At 70.3% G+C, this 15,552-nt stretch carries 12 protein-coding genes; 8 read left to right on the top strand and 4 right to left on the bottom strand.

What is annotated here, in order from left to right; translation table 11 throughout:
* Positions 1 to 14: 14 nt before the first annotated feature.
* Positions 15 to 914 (top strand): hypothetical protein, encoded by a 900-nt coding sequence (locus tag ACFYXF_RS20075; protein WP_389350941.1) that lies wholly within the window; start codon positions 15 to 17, stop codon positions 912 to 914.
* A 131-nt stretch (positions 915 to 1,045) separates the two neighbouring features.
* The gene (locus ACFYXF_RS20070; RefSeq protein WP_389350940.1) at positions 1,046 to 1,816 is read left to right on the top strand and encodes an intradiol ring-cleavage dioxygenase; all 771 of its coding nucleotides are present in this window, start codon (positions 1,046 to 1,048) and stop codon (positions 1,814 to 1,816) included.
* 84 nt (positions 1,817 to 1,900) lie between these two features.
* On the opposite strand, the gene ACFYXF_RS20065 is transcribed toward ACFYXF_RS20070, so the two are convergent.
* Positions 1,901 to 2,545, bottom strand: coding sequence for a DUF4360 domain-containing protein (locus ACFYXF_RS20065; RefSeq protein WP_389350939.1), 645 nt, complete (start codon positions 2,543 to 2,545; stop codon positions 1,901 to 1,903).
* Between the two features lie 368 nt (positions 2,546 to 2,913).
* Here ACFYXF_RS20065 and ACFYXF_RS20060 point away from each other — a divergent pair, with 368 nt between their 5' ends.
* The gene (locus tag ACFYXF_RS20060) at positions 2,914 to 3,777 is read left to right on the top strand and encodes an intradiol ring-cleavage dioxygenase (protein WP_389350938.1); all 864 of its coding nucleotides are present in this window, start codon (positions 2,914 to 2,916) and stop codon (positions 3,775 to 3,777) included.
* An 80-nt stretch (positions 3,778 to 3,857) separates the two neighbouring features.
* Here ACFYXF_RS20060 and ACFYXF_RS20055 read toward each other — a convergent pair whose 3' ends face one another.
* Both ACFYXF_RS20055 and ACFYXF_RS20050 read right to left on the bottom strand, forming a co-directional pair.
* Positions 3,858 to 6,146 (bottom strand): peptidoglycan recognition protein, encoded by a 2,289-nt coding sequence (locus ACFYXF_RS20055; RefSeq protein WP_389350937.1) that lies wholly within the window; start codon positions 6,144 to 6,146, stop codon positions 3,858 to 3,860.
* Between the two features lie 204 nt (positions 6,147 to 6,350).
* Positions 6,351 to 6,809 (bottom strand): Rrf2 family transcriptional regulator, encoded by a 459-nt coding sequence (locus tag ACFYXF_RS20050; protein WP_235479401.1) that lies wholly within the window; start codon positions 6,807 to 6,809, stop codon positions 6,351 to 6,353.
* Between the two features lie 63 nt (positions 6,810 to 6,872).
* Here ACFYXF_RS20050 and ACFYXF_RS20045 point away from each other — a divergent pair, with 63 nt between their 5' ends.
* Complete coding sequence (locus tag ACFYXF_RS20045) at positions 6,873 to 9,845, top strand: beta-galactosidase (protein WP_389351219.1); 2,973 nt, start codon at positions 6,873 to 6,875, stop codon at positions 9,843 to 9,845.
* Positions 9,846 to 9,872: 27 nt separating this feature from the next.
* On the opposite strand, the gene ACFYXF_RS20040 is transcribed toward ACFYXF_RS20045, so the two are convergent.
* Positions 9,873 to 11,387: an alpha-N-arabinofuranosidase gene (locus tag ACFYXF_RS20040; RefSeq protein WP_389350936.1), complete on the bottom strand. Its 1,515-nt coding sequence runs from the start codon at positions 11,385 to 11,387 to the stop codon at positions 9,873 to 9,875.
* A gap of 185 nt (positions 11,388 to 11,572) precedes the next feature.
* Between ACFYXF_RS20040 and ACFYXF_RS20035 the strand changes: the two genes are divergently transcribed.
* Genes ACFYXF_RS20035 through ACFYXF_RS20020 form a run of 4 tightly spaced genes read left to right on the top strand, consistent with a single transcriptional unit; the run spans position 11,573 to position 15,543 of the window.
* Positions 11,573 to 12,187 carry a transcriptional regulator gene (locus ACFYXF_RS20035; RefSeq protein ID WP_389350935.1) on the top strand — a complete coding sequence of 205 codons (615 nt, stop codon included), beginning with the start codon at positions 11,573 to 11,575 and terminating at the stop codon, positions 12,185 to 12,187.
* Entirely contained in the window at positions 12,184 to 12,846 is a 663-nt protein-coding gene (locus ACFYXF_RS20030; RefSeq protein ID WP_389350934.1) for a toxin-antitoxin system, toxin component family protein, read from the top strand. The genes ACFYXF_RS20035 and ACFYXF_RS20030 overlap by 4 nt, the downstream gene beginning before the upstream one ends.
* Positions 12,843 to 14,099: an MAB_1171c family putative transporter gene (locus ACFYXF_RS20025; protein WP_389350933.1), complete on the top strand. Its 1,257-nt coding sequence runs from the start codon at positions 12,843 to 12,845 to the stop codon at positions 14,097 to 14,099. The genes ACFYXF_RS20030 and ACFYXF_RS20025 overlap by 4 nt, the downstream gene beginning before the upstream one ends.
* The gene (locus ACFYXF_RS20020; protein WP_389350932.1) at positions 14,092 to 15,543 is read left to right on the top strand and encodes an FAD-dependent monooxygenase; all 1,452 of its coding nucleotides are present in this window, start codon (positions 14,092 to 14,094) and stop codon (positions 15,541 to 15,543) included. Before ACFYXF_RS20025 ends, ACFYXF_RS20020 begins: the two co-directional genes overlap by 8 nt.
* The last annotated feature ends 9 nt before the right edge of the window (positions 15,544 to 15,552 follow it).

Below are 15,552 nucleotides of genomic sequence, written 5' to 3'. Positions count from 1 at the left end.
CCCCGGGGGGACCCATGCGTACGCACACCACCCGTACCAGCGCCCAACTCCTGCTCGCCCTCACCCTCGCCCTGTCCACGGCCGCCTGTGGCAGCGAGAACGTGGAGAGCGGCAACGGCTCGAAGCCCTCCGCCCCGAAGGGCGACCCGAGCCGCGCCCAGCAGGTCGCCGACGCCTGGGACGGTTCCGAGGCCGCCAAGGCGTGGCGCGAGGGTTTCTATCCCATGGGCGACACGGAACCGCTGCCCGGCGTCGGCTTCCACAGCGACGACGACAAGATCGCCCACATGCTGGAGAACTACCTGCTGCGCGGCGAACTCCCCGCCACCACGCCCGAGAAGGGGCAGGTGAAGTGGGAAGGCGGGGAATCACTCACCCTGCCCCTGCTGAACGCACGGGAGGCGTACACCGCCCTGGACCGCGTCGACAGCCCCACGGACCCTCAACTCACCGTCACCGGCGCGAAGTTGGGTGAGATGTCGATCGTGACGAGCCGTGGCCCGGCGACCGTGCCGGCCTGGTTCTTCACGCTGAAGGGGTACGACGAGCCGCTCAAGCGGATCGCCTTCGAACCGTCGAAGCTGCCGAAGCCCCCGATCGGGAAGGCCGCGGGCGGCCGGTCGACGAGTGACGGACTTCAGGAGATGGGCCAACTCATCGAGGTGTCCGAGGACGGCCGTTCCGTCACCGTCGTGGCGTACCACGGGTCCTGCGACGACGGCCCCGCCGTGGACGTCCTGGAGACGGACGGCAGCGTGGTGCTGTCGGCGACGATCCTCGGGGGCAACACGACGGGCAAGATCTGCACCATGGAACTGCGCGGCGAGAAGATGACCGTGCGGTTGGACCGGCCGTTGGGCGGCCGAGTCCTCCTGGACGCGTTCATGGGCCGCCCGCTGCCGTACCAGGGGTAAGCATCACCGGGCCCCACCGGAACCCACCAGAACCCCCTTGTCTCACAAGAGACTTGACGCCTCGTCACTTTGCCGAATCCCCAGCTCTCCGACAGCTCATCGACAGCAACCACCATTAGCTTGCCGTGTTCATGACAGAGATTTCGGAAACTCCCCCCACTGCGATCAGGCGCCGCACCGTGCTGATCGCGACCGGTGCCACCGCCGCCACCCTGGCCGTGGCCGCCGCCGCGCCCGAAACGTCCACCCCCACCGCGGACACCGCCGTTCCGGTCGCCGCCGCGGCCGTCTGCACCCTCACGAAGGAGATGACCGAAGGCCCCTACTACCTCGACGGCCAGTACGTCCGCGCCGACATCCACGAGGACAAGACCGGCATCCCGCTCAAGCTCACCCTCACCGTCGTCGACGACGACACCTGCGCGCCCCTCTCCAACGCGCTCGTGGAGATCTGGCACTGCGACGCCCTCGGCGAGTATTCCGGCTTCGTCGGCAACAACGGCCACAGCGAACCGGACAACGGCACCTTCCTGCGCGGCGGGGTGCTGACGAACTCCAGCGGCGTCGCCAACATCACCAGCGTCTACCCGGGTTGGTACCGGGGCCGCTGCGTCCACATCCACCTCAAGGTGCACACGAACGTCACGCTCACGTCCGACGGCTCGTTCACGGGCGGCCAGGAACTCCACACCGGCCAGCTGTTCTTCGACGAGACGATCACGACCAGGGTGGCGGCGCTCTCGACCTACGCGGCCAACACGGTCACCCGCACCACCCTCGCCCAGGACTCGATCTACGACGAGGGAGGCGCCGCCTCCGGCCTCCTCACCCTTACCGCGCTGGGGAGTTCGACCTCGGCGGGGTACGCGGGGACGCTGACCGTGGGCGTCGAAAGCAGCTGACGCCGGCGGTATCGGCGTAACAAGTCACGACAGCGGGGTGTGGACACGGCCGTGGTGTCCACACCCCGCCTGGTGCTCAGACCCTCACTTCGCCGGGCACTGCTGCCACGCCAGGTGGTAGATCGTGTCGATCTCGCCGTCCGTCGAGTCCATCGCCATGAAGCTGGTGCCTGTCGACGTGCCGGCGGTCACCCGCAGCTCCGTGTTGATGTTGAAGTTACGCTGAACTCCACAGGGCGCCCAGACCAGTTGGGCCCAGTCGGTGGTGTCGGTGGCCTGCCAGTTGTCGTTGTACGGGCCGTTGTACGAGTGGGTGCGGAACGCCGTGCTCGGCGAGCCCTGGAAGTAGTACGAGGCCCGCTGGACGCCGCTCGCACCGCGCTGGAGAGCCGCGAAGCCGCGGTAGTCGACGCTCGCGATGGCGTACGTGAAGCCCGCCGGGACATGCACCAGCAGGTTGAGCTGGCAGTTCTTGCGGAACGCCGTCGGGTCGGAGTTGCCGCCGGCCTGGGCGAGGTAGTCGCTGTAGGTGACGGTGAACGCGGTGTTGTCGCCGGAGACGGCCACCGCGGCCGTACCCGCGGGACAGCCGGAGCCGTTCACCGTGGCGACCTTGATGACGATCTTGTCCGGGGGCGGGTCCTCGAAGGACGACCCGGCACCCTGTGCGGGTACCGCGGCGGCGAGCAGAGCGGCTATCGCGCCGCCCACGAGCAGGCCAGCAGCCATGTTTCTCCCTTTCGTCGTGCTGTTTGCGGTGGGGGGTGAGAATCACGCACACAGCCTTCATGTGGTCATGCGCATGCCAAATACAGACACACGCCCGACCTGACCTGTGATTGAGCAGTGAAGAGTCTGTGAAGGCGGGGCGGTCGCAGCATAGGTGTCACGACGGACACCAGCCAGGTCGATCCCCGGCCAATCCCCCGTTCACACGCGGCCTGTTCCATCCGTCGATGTAACCCGCAGCCATCGCCGCGCCACGCGGAGTGTGCCCCAACTCTGCCCCAAACCAACGGAGTTGAGAGGTAGGTCCCCAGGGCATTCATAGCCCCGATTTAAGGTAATCCTCAGGTGCGCGCCTAAGTTTCCGGAACATGACAGAGAACACGAACCCCCAGAACAGCGCCCCCGAGGCCTCCTCCGACACCACCGCTCCCGCGGGCAAACACCGGCTCAGCAAGACCGTCCAGCGGCGCCGCGTCCTGATCGGCGGCGGCACCGCCGCGGTCGTCGGCGGACTCGCGGTGGCCGGCTTCGCCTCCGCCAGCCCGACCACCACGGCGACGGAGTCCGAGACCGCCACGACCACCACCGAGGACAGCTCCTCGTCCGCCACGAGCAGCGTCTGCGTCCTCAACGCCGAGGTCACCGAAGGCCCGTACTCCCTCGACGGCGCCCTCGTCCGTGAGGACATCCGCGAGGACAAGGAAGGCTTCGAGGTCCAGTACACCTTCACCGTCGTCGACGTCGCCAACGACTGCGCCCCGCTGGAGGGCGCCCTCGTCGAGATCTGGCACTGCGACCACCTCGGCGAGTACTCCGGCTTCGTCGGCGGCAACGGCCACACCGAGGAGGACAACGGCACGTTCCTGCGCGGCGGGGTGCTCACCGACGCCAACGGCGAGGCCAGCATGATCTCGATCTGGCCCGGCCACTACGTCTCCCGCTGCACCCACGTCCACATGCGGGTGCACACCGACGTCACGCTCACCGACACCTCGTACACCGGCGGCGAGGTCATCCACACCGGGCAGCTGTTCTTCGACGAGGACATCAACGCGGAGATCCAGGCGACCTCCCCGTACTCGGCGAACACCACCTCGGAGACCACCCTCTCCAACGACAGCATCTACGACGACGGTGGCGCCGCCTCCGGTCTGCTGACGCTGACCGCACTCGGCTCCAGCGTCTCCGACGGCTACAAGGCCACCCTCACCGTGGGTGTCGACAGCGCCTGATCCGGCCGCCCCGCAAACGAAAGCAACCTGAGCACCGTATCGAGGACGGTACTCAGGTTGCTCGCGTAGGTCGTTTCAGATCACTTCAGGTAGACCAGACCGTCCGTCGTGACCGCCGGGCGGCCGGTCGTGCCGACCACCACGATCTTGACGGTGTGCTTGGCGCTCGCGCTCCAGCTCTTCGTCCAGATCGCGTCGCGGTACTTCGTCGTCGACGACTTCAGGTCGACCGTCGCGGCCTTGACGCCGTCCACGAAGACGTTGACCTGGCCGGACGTCGAGGCCCGCGACACCGCGAGGGCGGCCGAGCGGCCGGTGAACGTCCAGGTCAGCGAGGCGTTCTTCGCGGAGCTTGAGTACGACTTGCCGCCCAGGTAGCTGGTCGACGACTTCGTCGTCCAGGTGCCGGTACGGGTCGCCGAGGTCTCCTGGAGGATCACCGGCGTACCGGCGACCGAGGCGGCCTTGGTGTTGCCCGCCTGGTCGTACGCGGTCATCGACCAGGTCGTGGCCGAGCCGGACTTGGAGGTCAGGGCGGCGCTGGTGACCGTCGGGCCGTACGTCTTGGCGACCGGGGCCGTCAGGCGTACCTCCTTCAGGGCGGCGGTGTCCGTGGCCTTCCACTTCAGGGTGACCGGGACGGCCGTCGTGCTCACCGTGCCGGTGCGCAGGGCGAGGTTCGGCGCGGTGGTGAAGGCCGGCGCGGTCGTCTCGGCGACGACGGTCGCGGCGGCGGTGGTCGTCGTCTTGCCGGAGATGTGCGTGGCCCGGACGGACACGGTGTGCGTGCCGAGCGCCAGGTTCACGCTCGCCGAGGTCACCGAACCGGCCTTGGTGGCGGCGGTCTTGCCGTCGACCAGCACCTCGTACTTGCTGATCAGCGCGGCGGGCGTGGTCGCCGACCAGCCAACCGTTATGGCCGACTTGGTGTACGTCCGCGTACCCGAAGTACCCGCTCCCGTCACCGACTTGAGCGCGAGACCGGAGACCGGGCCCGCCGCGTAGGCGCGGATGGTGGGCAGCGCGGCGTGGAGGTTGGTCCCCGGGCACTCGGTGGCGTAGCTGTCGCCGTGGCCGAAGATGGTCGGGAAGCTGAGCTTGTCGCCCGTCTCCCACGTCCTGGTGTTGTACTCGCTGGTGCCGGCGGCGCCCGCGGTGAGCGTGGTCGTGCCGGTCGGGTTGACCCCGTACTGGCCGAGCTTCCAGGCGGCGACGCGGGCCACCGAGGTCAGTACGGCGGTCGGCGGGACGACCTTGCTGTAGTCGCCGAGGACGGAGACACCGGTGGTCTGGGTGTTGAAGCCGTAGGTGTGCGCACCCAGCACCGCCTTGTCGACCCCGCCCTTGCGGCCCTCGAAGATGGTGCCGCACTTGTCGACCAGGAAGTTGTAGCCGATGTCCTTCCAGCCGTTCGTCTTCACGTGGTACGTGTAGATGCCACGGATGATCGACGCCGACTCGGCGCACGTGTAGTCGTTGGTCCCGGCGCTGTGATGGACGGCCACCGCCTTGATCCCGTTGGCCAGGTAGTCCGGGGATTCCGGGCTCAGCGACTCGTCGGCGCCCCAGCCCGCCCGTGAGGTGATCGGCGGCTTGGCGGCGGTGGACGTGGGGGCGGTCGTGCCGGTGCTCGTCGAGGCGGACGGCGTGGCCGAGGCCGACGCGGACGCCGAGGCACTCGGGGACGCGGAAGCCGAGGCGGAGGTGGACGGCGCTGCCGAGGTCGACTCGCTCGCGGAGGCGGACGCGGAAGCCGACGCCGAGTCCGTCGCCGTCGGCGAGGCGGATTCCGTCACCTCCGGCGTGGTCGTCGCGTCGGGCGTCGCGCTCTCCGCAGCCACGTAGGCGGCGGGCTCCAGGTCCGAGACCGAACCGCCGGTGCCGGGGTCGATCATGTCGACGCGCAGGCCCTCGGGCAGCTCGGCGGACGCCTTGCCGTCGACGCGGACCTCGACGCCGTCGGACGCGCCGACCCATACGGGCTCGGTACCGGCGCGGGTCGCGCCCTCGTCGCCGGGGCCGCTGTCCGTGCCCAGCTCCAGCCAGGACGACCAGGTGTCGGTGCCCGCGTCGCGCGTACGGACCTCGACCTTGCCCGCGATGGTGGCCGACGGGTCGGACCAGGTGACGCCGAGCATGCTGAACGGCTTGGTGTCCCGCTTGGCCAGGGTCGCCGAGTCACCGTCGGCGGCGACCTTCAGCGCCGCCGCGTACTCCTCGCTCGCGATCGGCCCGGAGGCCGGCTTGCCGTCGTCGGCCGCGCTGTCCGCACCGCCGCCGCTCACGCCCTGCACGATCAGAACCCCGGACACTCCGGCGGCCACTACGGCCCCGATGCCCCACCCTCGACGCGATCTCAGCGATCTCATCCCCGTACGCACAACCCTTCACCTTGGCCCCACCTGTTACATGCACATGCAGAGGTCAAGGTATCGGGAGAGTGGTGCGCGTCAACGACCAACCCTGAACTTAATCCTTCACGGTGGTTTACGAGCGCTCCGATGGAGCACACTAAACGGCCCTGAAAGACTGGAAAGTTTGGAAATTTGCCGCCCTGTCGGCGCCTACAGGCTTTACGGGTTCTCCCAGGCCGCCGGTTCCGCCGCGAGCCCCCGCACCGGCTCGGGCAGCTCCCCTGCCGCGAGATCGGCGAAGGTCACCCCCTCCAGCACCTTGCGGACATTGGCGCGCAGCGCGACCCACAGTGGCAGCAGCGGTTCGGCGGGGCCGGTGTAGGCGAGGCCGGTCGGGCGTTCGCCGCGCACCGACACGATGGGCCCGTCGACGGCCCGGACGACATCCGCGACCGTGATCGCGTCGGCGGGCCGCGCCAGCCGGTAGCCGCCGTTGCCGCCGCGCCGGGAGTCCACGATCCCGCCGCGCCGCAGATCGCCGAGGATGCCCTCCAGGAACTTGTGCGGAATGGCCTGCGCGGCGGCGACGGTCTCCGCCTTCACCGCACCCTCGTCCTGCCGTACGGCCAGCTCCAGCACCGCTCGCACCGCGTAGTCCGCCCGCGCCGAGATCCTCATGGGGTCATTGTCGGCCGTCGCGGTGTGTGGACAATGACCGGACACGTGTACGAGGAGATCCCGTTGGTGCTGAGCAGACGAACCTTCACCGCAGCCGTCGGTACCGCCGCGCTCGGTCTCTCTCTCGGCGCCAGCGCGGGCATGGGCTCCGGCGCCCCGGGCGGCCCCGGGGACACGGCGCCCACCGGCCCGCCGCCCGCCCCGCCCACGGCGGACGGCCGCCCGCACACCGTCGGCTTCGACCGCTACTCCCTCCTCGTCGACGGCAGACGGCTCGTCCTGTGGTCGGGCGAGCTGCACCCCTTCCGCCTGCCGAGCCCTTCCCTGTGGCTGGACGTGCTCCAGAAGATGCGCGCCCACGGCTACAACGCCGTCAGCATCTACGTCGCCTGGAACTACCACTCCCCCGCCCCCGGCCGGTACGACTTCACGGGCGTCCGGGACCTCGACCTGTTCCTCCGCCAGGCCGCCGAGACCGGCATGTACGTCATCCTGCGCCCCGGCCCCTACATCAACGCCGAGGTCGACGCGGGCGGCTTCCCCGGCTGGCTGACCGCGACGAAGGGCCGGGCCCGCACCTCCGACCCCACCTATCTCGGGTACGTCGACGAGTGGCTGACGGCGGTCAACGAGATCGTGGCCCGCCACCTCTACACCCGGGGCGACGGCACGGTCCTGCTCTACCAGATCGAGAACGAGTACGGCTCGTACGTCACCGAGCCCGCCGGCATCGACTACATGTCCCACCTGTACGCCAAGGTCCGCGCCGACGGTGTCGACGTCCCCCTCTTCCACAACGACCTGGGCAGGAACGGCTACTGGGCCCCCGGCACCTTCGACACCGGCGGCGAGCGCGGGCGCTGGCTGTACGGCTTCGACGGCTATCCGGACCCGGACCAACTCCCGCCGGACTGGGGGCTCTTCGGCATCGGCGGCAAGAAGGGCGGGGCGACGGCGAGTCCCGGGACCCCGGGGTTCATCCCCGAGTTCGGGGGCGGCTGGTTCGATCCGTGGGGCGGGGCCGAGTTCGACGGCGCGGGGTACAGGGGCTCGGCGCGGACCCGGAACGCGGCCTACGAGCGGCGCTTCTACCTCACCAACCTCGCCAACGGCATCACCGTCCACAACGTCTACATGACCTTCGGCGGCACGAGTTGGGGGTGGCTGCCCGCCCCGCAGGTGTACACGTCGTACGACTACGGCGCCGCCTTCGACGAGGGGCGCGGGGCCACCCCGAAGGTCGTGCCGATGCACCAGTTCGGTCATCTGGTGCGGTCCGTACCGGAGTTGGCGAAGCTGGACCGGGCCCGGCAGGTGTCTGCGGGCGACTCACGGCTCAAGGTCTACCACCTGACCAACCCGGACACCCACGCCCACGTGTACGTCCTGCGCAACGACTCGGCCGAGCCGGTCACCTCCACGCTCCCGATCGCCGGGACCTCCCTGCCGGTGACCGTCCCCGCCTCGGACGCCCGTCTCCTGGCCGCCGGAATCGCCCTGGGGCGGCGGAAGTTGGCGTACTCCAGCGCCCAGCCGATGCTGTGGCTGACGGCAGGGCGCCAGGACGTCGCCGTACTGACGGGACGCTCGGGCGAGACGACGGTGACGGCGGTGGAGTGCGCGAGCGAGCCGACGGTGACCGTGCAGACCGGGGCCGCGGAGGTCTCGTACGCGGACGGGGTGGTGCGGGTGACCACCCGACTCGGCGGGCTGACACGGGTGTTGGTGGAGGGAGGTGGGGTCTCGGCTCCCCTCCTTCTCCTCCTCGCCGACGACGAGGAGTCCATACGGCTGTGGCCGCGCGAGACTCCCTCGGGGTCGGTGCTGGTGTACGGGCCGTCGCTGCTGCGGACCGCCGAACTGCGGGGCGATGTCGTGCGGTTGACCGGGGACACGGTCGAGGCCGCCGAGCTGGAGGTGTGGGCGCCGCGCGGGGTTCGTGAAGTGGTCTGGAACCAGGGGACGTTGACGACATCGGCCACCGAATCGGGGAGTCTGCTGGCCTCGCAGCCGCTTGCCGGGGTCGGGAAGGTCAGCCTCCCGACACTCGGCGGCTGGCGTCGCCGCACGGAGAACCCCGAGTCCGATCCCGGGTTCGACGACTCCAAGTGGACAGTGGCCGACCGGACTTCGACGTTCAGTACGACCGCTGTGCCCGACGGGCAGCCCGTGCTGTTCGCCGACGACTACGGCTTCCACTACGGGGACGTCTGGTACCGGGGCTCCCTCACCGACGCCACGGGGGTGGAGTCCGTGTCCCTCGCCTACAGCACGGGGACTCAGGGGCTGCTGATGGCGTGGCTCGACGGTGTGCCACTGGGGTCGCACCGGATGCCCGTGCCGGACAAGAAGACCGTACGGAAGGGGAGTTGGGCGGCCACGGCGACCTTCGACGTGCCGGAGAAGGCGCGTACGCGCGGTCGGCATGTGCTGTCCGTGCTGGTGCGGCGGATGCAGCACGACATGGACGGCAAGGCGCTGGACACGCACAAGGTCGCGCGCGGGCTGACGGCCGTGAACTTCACCGGTGCCTCTCCCGCCGTGAAGTGGCGGTTGCAGGGCGAGGCCGCCGCCGATCCGGTGCGCGGGCCCCTCAACACCGGTGGGCTGTACGGGGAACGGGAAGGGTGGCATCTGCCTGGGCACGCGGACGAGGGCTGGGATGTGGTCGACCTCCCGCGTGCCGAGGGGCGGCGGCAGGGGGTGACCTGGTACCGGACGGGGTTCCGGCTCGCCGTCGATCCAGGGGTCGACGCCTCGATCGGGCTGGAGCTGCGGGACAACCCGGCGCGTGCGTACCGCGTCCAGATCTTCCTGAACGGCTGGAACATGGGCCAGTACATCAACGACGTCGGCCCCCAGCACACCTTCGCCCTCCCGAACGGCATCCTGCGCACCCGAGGCGCCAACACCCTTGCCCTGGCGGTCCTTTCGGACGGGACGACGGTGTCGGGGCCGGGGGACGTACGGCTGACGTTGCTGGGGAGTGCGGCCGGGGGAGTTCCGGTGACGGTCGTCCCCTCCCCCGGCCGCTGAACTGCCGTAGCTGAACTGCCGTACGGGCTAGGCCAGTCGGATCACGTTCCAGGACAGCGGCTCCAGTACGGCGGTCAGTGTGCCGTCCTGGAGGGTGGTGGCGGTGACCTGGTGCGGGGTGACTCGCTCGGGGTCGGCCAGGGTGTTGCGGGCGTCCGGGTCGGCGTCGGCGATCGCGCTGTGCTCGACGACCTGCGTCAACTCCAGGCCGTTCAGGGCGACTTCGAGGGGCAGCGGCTGCGTGCGGTCGCGGTTGACGGCGAAGACGGTGACCGTGCCGTCGGCGGCGCGTACGGCGGTGGCGTGCAGCAGGTCCGTCTCGCCGTACCTCTTCGTCTCGTAGGTCGGCGAGTCCACCCGTACGTCGAGGACCTCGCCGCGCCCGTACCTGCTGGCCTGCGCGAACGGGAAGAACGTCGTCTGGCGCCAGGCCGGGCCGCCCGGCTCGGTCATGATCGGGGCGATGACGTTGACGAGCTGGGCGAGACAGGCGACGGTGACGCGGTCCGCGTGCCGGAGCAGGGCGATGAGGAGCGAGCCGAACACGACGGCGTCGGTGACGGAGTAGACGTCCTCCAGGAGGCGCGGGGCCTCTTCCCAGTCCCGCACGCCGGAGTTCTCGATCTCGTGCCACTTCGAGATGTACCAGACGTTCCACTCGTCGAAGGAGAGGTTGATCTTCTTCTTGGACTTGAGCTTCGCGCCCACGTGGTCGGCGGTGGCGACCACGTTCTCGATGAAGGACTCCATGTCGACGGCGGAGGCCAGGAAGGAGTCGATGTCGCCGTTCTCGGGCTGGTAGTAGGCGTGCAGGGAGATGTAGTCGACGAGGTCGTACGTCTCCGCCAGGACCGTCGCCTCCCACTCGGCGAACGTCGGCATGGACTGGCTGGAGGAGCCGCAGGCGACGAGTTCGACGCCCGGGTCGATCTGGCGCATCGCGCGGGCCGTCTCGGCGGCGATACGGCCGTACTCCGTCGCCGTCTTGTGGCCGGTCTGCCAGGGGCCGTCCATCTCGTTGCCCAGACACCAGACCTTGATGCCGAAGGGGTCCTTGTCGCCGTGGGCGATCCGCCGCTCCGCCAGCGCCGTGCCGGCGGGGTGGTTGGCGTACTCCTGGAGTTCGATGGCCTCGGCGACGCCACGGGTGCCGAGGTTGAGGGCCATCATGGGCTCCGCCTGGGGGCCGACCTTCTTCAGGAAGGCGATGTACTCGGAGAGGCCGAAGCGGTTCGTCTCGGTGGAGCGCCAGGCGAGGTCGAGGCGGCGGGGGCGGTCCTCGACCGGGCCGACCGAGTCCTCCCACTTGTAGCCGGAGACGAAGTTGCCGCCGGGGTAGCGGATCGCGGTGACGCCGAGTTCCCGGACCAGGTCCAGGACGTCGGTGCGCAGGCCCGCCTCGTCGGCGGCGGGGTGGTCCGGTTCGTGGATGCCGGTGTAGACGCAGCGGCCGAGGTGTTCGACGAAGGAACCGAAGAGCCGGGGGTTGACCTCGCCGACCTTGAAGGCGGGGTCGAGGGTGAAGCGGGCGGTGCGGGACATGGGTTCCTCTCGGATGTTCGACGTGCGGCGTTCGGTATATCGGCATCCGCTCGCAACTTCGAACAAAACCGTAATTTTGGAGTGTCCGCACGTCAATGGCGTGCGTGCCCAACGATCGTTCCGCTGCTTCCAACGATCGTTGGATTTTCCTGGTGCGGAGGGGTCCGGACGCGTAGGGTCGGCCCGTGAGTGAGAACCTTTCGGAGACCCTCTCGAACACCCTCGCGCGTCTCGACGAGCGCATCGCCGACGCCCGTCTCGATCGCGCCGAGGTCATCGACGTACGAGGACTGTCGGCCCGTACCGCTCTCACCGAGGGCGAGATCCAGGCGCTGCTGGCCGGGGGCGCGCAGCCGTCGGCCGACGACATCGAGGGCCGGATCCGGCGCCGGGTGCGCACGCTCCACGAGACGCGGCTCGCGGCGAGCGGCCGCAAGCGCGCCGAGGTCTGCAAGGAGGTCGCGGACGCGCTGTCGATCAGCCCCGAGTGGGCCCGGCAGCTGCTCCTCGGCAAGAAGATGCCGAACGTCCCGGATCTCACCGCGCTCGCCGCGTACTTCGGCGTCGAGCAGGGCACCGGCTTCTTCACCGACCCTGCCCCCGTCGTCCTCAACCGTGAACTGCACCGGCTGCTGGAGGAGCTCGGCGGCGCCGAGGAGGGCCCGCTGGTCCGGTTCGCGACCCGGCACGGTGTCGTCACGCTGGCCCTGCGCGGCCGGCGGCTGACCCCGCGCAAGCAGGAAGCCCTCGCGGTGATGCTCGAAGGGCTGCTGAGCGGCGGCGAGGAGACGGAGCGATGACGACGTCACGGGGGCTGACGAGCGGTATGACGAGGCGGGCGGCAAGGGGTGCGCTGGCGGCTCTGCTGCCCACCCGGGCCGCCCACCGGTTCCGGACCAGGGGCGCGATGCGCGACCTGACCGGCGCGCTCGACACGGCGCTGAGGAAGCAGGGGGAGGACAACGGCCCTTCCGGCGTACGGGAGTTGTGCCTGGCGCTGTGCGAGGAGATGAGCGAGCGGCGCGGGCGGCGCGTCGAGCTGCGGTTCGAGCGGTTCCCCGACGAGATCGAAGTCACCGGTCTGTGGGTGGAGTTCCACGACTTCGACCTGGTGATCGTCGAGGAGCGTGCCGAGGCCGTGCAGCAACTCGTCATCCTGGGCCATGAGTTGTGGCATCTGCACGCCGGGCACTGTCACCACCACAGCGTCGGCGCGACCGCCGCCCGTGTGCTCGCCGACGAGCAGTGGGGGCAGGACCGGGCGCTCGCCGTCGCCGCCCGCAACGGCTCCCGCGAGACCGAGGAGGCCGACGCCGAGGAGTTCGGCCATCGCCTCGCCACCGTCTTCCGGCCGTGGGTGGAGGGCCTGGAGGGCGGCCGTACGGCGAGTTCGGGCAGCAGCGGTGTGCAGGCCTCCCTCGGGTATCGCGGCCGGGGAAGCGGAAACGCGCGGCGATGAACCCCTCCGGCTTCCTGGGCGAGCCGTACCCCGTCCTAGTGTTCGGGACACCGATCGCGGTGCTGACCGCCGCCCTGGTGTTCAAGCTGCCCAGCATCGTCAGGCTGTGGCGGGATCCGCTGCGGCGCGCGGTCGGCGGGCTGCTGCTGCTCGCCTGCGGCATCTTCGTCTTCGCGGCGCCGCCGGTCCTCGCCCGGACCAACCGGGTCACCGGCGTGCCCAACTTCGCGGCGCCCCTGGTCTACAGCCTCCTCGTCGCGTTCTGCGGCGCGAGTCTGCTGCTGATGATCGCGTGGCGCGGCGGCATCCCCGGCCACTCGGGGAGATCCGCCAGGGCGCGTCGCGCGATGCGGTGGGTCACCGTCGGCAACGTGGGCGTCATCGTCGCGCTGTGGGCGCTGTTCGGGCTCGCGGACGCGTCCGTGGAGCGCCGGCGGGACCTGGACACGTACTACGCCCGTACGCCGTACATGCGCGAGCTGATCGTGCTCTACCTGCTCGCGCACACCACGTCCTGTGTCCTGACGTACCGGCTGATCCGCGACTGGATCCACACCGCCGGACTCGACGTGTGGCTGCGCCGGGGCCTCAAGTCGCTGGCCGTCGGCTATGCCGCCAACCTGGTGTTCGACGCGGCGAAGGGCACGGCCGTCGTCGCCCGCTGGACGGGCAACGACCTGGACCCGCTCTCCACCGAACTGGCCCCGGCCGCCGGGGGCGTCGCCGCCGTACTGATCGCGACGGGGTTCGTGCTGCCGCACGCCGGCCAGTATCTGCGCGACCGCCGGCAGATCCGGCGCGGCTATCGTCGGCTCGGCCCGCTGTACGACCTGGTGCGCACCGCCACCGGCAAGGGCGTCCCCTTCTCGCTGCGGGCCACGCCGGAACTGCGGCTGACCCGCAGGGAGACCTTCATCCGCGACGCCCTGCTCCAGCTCTCCCGGCACTTCGACGAGGAGCTGCGGCGACGGGCGTACGAGGCCGCGCTGCACCTGGGGTGCGGGCCGGAGCGGGCGGGGGCGCTGGCGGCGGCGGTGACGATCCAGGAGGCGATCGAGGCACGGGACACGTCCCGGCTCACCTCTCCCCCGTCTCCTCAGCCTCCCCAAGTCCCGGACCGGGCCACGGACTTACTGACGGAGCTGCTCCAGGGCATCGAAGCCGTGTCCCAGGTCCTGAGTCACCCCGATGAGATCGAGGCGGTGCGCGCCCTTGCGACCGCCCCAGCAGAGAGCCTGCACGTATATGAGTGATCAACCGTCCCCTGTCAGATCCGCCGTCGTGCTCGGCGGATCCCTCGCCGGGCTGCTCGCGGCCCGTGCCCTGGTCGAGTTCGCCGACCGCGTGACCGTCGTCGAGCGAGACGTCCTGCCCGACGGCCCCGAGCCGCGCAGAAACCTGCCGCAGGCCCGGCATGTGCACATGCTGTGGTCCGGCGGTTCCCGGGCCGTCGAGGAACTCGTGCCGGGTGCGGGCGAGTTGCTGCTCGACGCAGGTGCGCACCGGCTGGCGGTCACGACGGACATGGTCGCGCTGTCGCCGCAGGGCTGGTTCCGACGGTGGCACGAGTCGCACCACGCGTTCCTGTGCGGCCGGGATCTGCTGGACGCGACGATCCGCGCCCAGGTCCTGGACGACGACCGGATCAAACTCGTCGAGCACGCCGAGGTGTTGGGCCTGGAGGGCACCGACGAGGCCGTCACCGGGGTACGGTTGCGCGGCGCCGACGGCAGCAGGCGCACCCTGCACGCGGACCTGGTCGTGGACGCCACCGGCCGCGCCTCGCGTGCCCCGCACTGGCTGCGCGAACTTGGCCTGCCCGAACCGGCCCGCCGTGTCGTCGACTCGGGGCTCGTGTACGCGAGCCGGATGTACCGGGCGCCCGAAGCGGCGTGGCAGGGCTTCCCGGTGGTCAACGTCCAGGCGGATCCGAGGGGGGACGGTCCGGGCCGGGCGGGTGTCCTCATGCCCATCGAGGACGGCTGCTGGCTGGTCTCCCTGTCGGGCACCCGGGGCGGCGAACCCCCCTCCGACGGCGCGGAGTTCACCCGCTTCGCCCGCGAGGAACTCCGCCACCCGGTGATCGCCGACCTGCTCGCGGGCGCGGAACCCCTGACGGCGGTCTCCGTCACCCGTACGACCTCGAACCGCCGCCACTACTACGAGCGCATGGCCGCCTGGCCGGACAACTTCACGGTGATCGGCGACGCGTTGGCCGCGTACAACCCGATCTACGGCCACGGAATGTCGGTCGCGGCCCAAAGTGCCGTGGCGCTACGGGATGTGATCCGCCGTCAGGGCTGGGGCACGCCGGGTCTGTCCCGCCGTATCCAGAAGGCGGTGGCCGGTCCGGTCGCGGCGGCCTGGGACCTGGCGACCAGCCAGGACGTCTTCTACCCGGGCTCCACGGCGAAGGGCCCCACCCTCCGGGACCGGCTGCTGGCGGCGTACGTGGGCCGCCTGATGCGCACGGCCACCGGCAACGGCCGTATAGCGCGCCGGGTCACGGACGTGACGTCCCTGGAACGCGGCGCGGAGGTGCTCCTGACGCCAAGTGTCGTACTGGCGGCGGCGATCGGCCCGCTCAAGCCACCGCTGAGCGGGCCGCCGTTGCTGCCGGAGGAGTTGAAGGCGGCGCTGCGTTTCCCGGGGGACGACCCCCGGACCCCCAGCAGAAAGACAGGCCGGACCGAGTGACCGTTGCGG

This window comes from Streptomyces sp. NPDC002680 (assembly GCF_042889145.1).
GTDB classification, from domain to species: Bacteria; Actinomycetota; Actinomycetes; order Streptomycetales; family Streptomycetaceae; genus Streptomyces; species Streptomyces adonidis.
Note: the sequence above shows the minus strand (reverse complement) of the source record. Positions and strands in the feature narration are given on the sequence as shown.

What these genes read in the sequence shown, in the direction of transcription:
- ACFYXF_RS20075 (WP_389350941.1), top strand. Translation starts at nt 15, where the DNA reads ATGCGTACGCACACCACCCGTACCAGCGCCCAACTCCTGCTCGCCCTC.
- ACFYXF_RS20070 (WP_389350940.1), top strand. Translation starts at nt 1,046, where the DNA reads ATGACAGAGATTTCGGAAACTCCCCCCACTGCGATCAGGCGCCGCACC.
- ACFYXF_RS20065 (WP_389350939.1), bottom strand. Translation starts at nt 2,545, where the DNA reads ATGGCTGCTGGCCTGCTCGTGGGCGGCGCGATAGCCGCTCTGCTCGCC.
- ACFYXF_RS20060 (WP_389350938.1), top strand. Translation starts at nt 2,914, where the DNA reads ATGACAGAGAACACGAACCCCCAGAACAGCGCCCCCGAGGCCTCCTCC.
- ACFYXF_RS20055 (WP_389350937.1), bottom strand. Translation starts at nt 6,146, where the DNA reads ATGAGATCGCTGAGATCGCGTCGAGGGTGGGGCATCGGGGCCGTAGTG.
- ACFYXF_RS20050 (WP_235479401.1), bottom strand. Translation starts at nt 6,809, where the DNA reads ATGAGGATCTCGGCGCGGGCGGACTACGCGGTGCGAGCGGTGCTGGAG.
- ACFYXF_RS20040 (WP_389350936.1), bottom strand. Translation starts at nt 11,387, where the DNA reads ATGTCCCGCACCGCCCGCTTCACCCTCGACCCCGCCTTCAAGGTCGGC.
- ACFYXF_RS20030 (WP_389350934.1), top strand. Translation starts at nt 12,184, where the DNA reads ATGACGACGTCACGGGGGCTGACGAGCGGTATGACGAGGCGGGCGGCA.
- ACFYXF_RS20025 (WP_389350933.1), top strand. Translation starts at nt 12,843, where the DNA reads ATGAACCCCTCCGGCTTCCTGGGCGAGCCGTACCCCGTCCTAGTGTTC.
- ACFYXF_RS20020 (WP_389350932.1), top strand. Translation starts at nt 14,092, where the DNA reads ATGAGTGATCAACCGTCCCCTGTCAGATCCGCCGTCGTGCTCGGCGGA.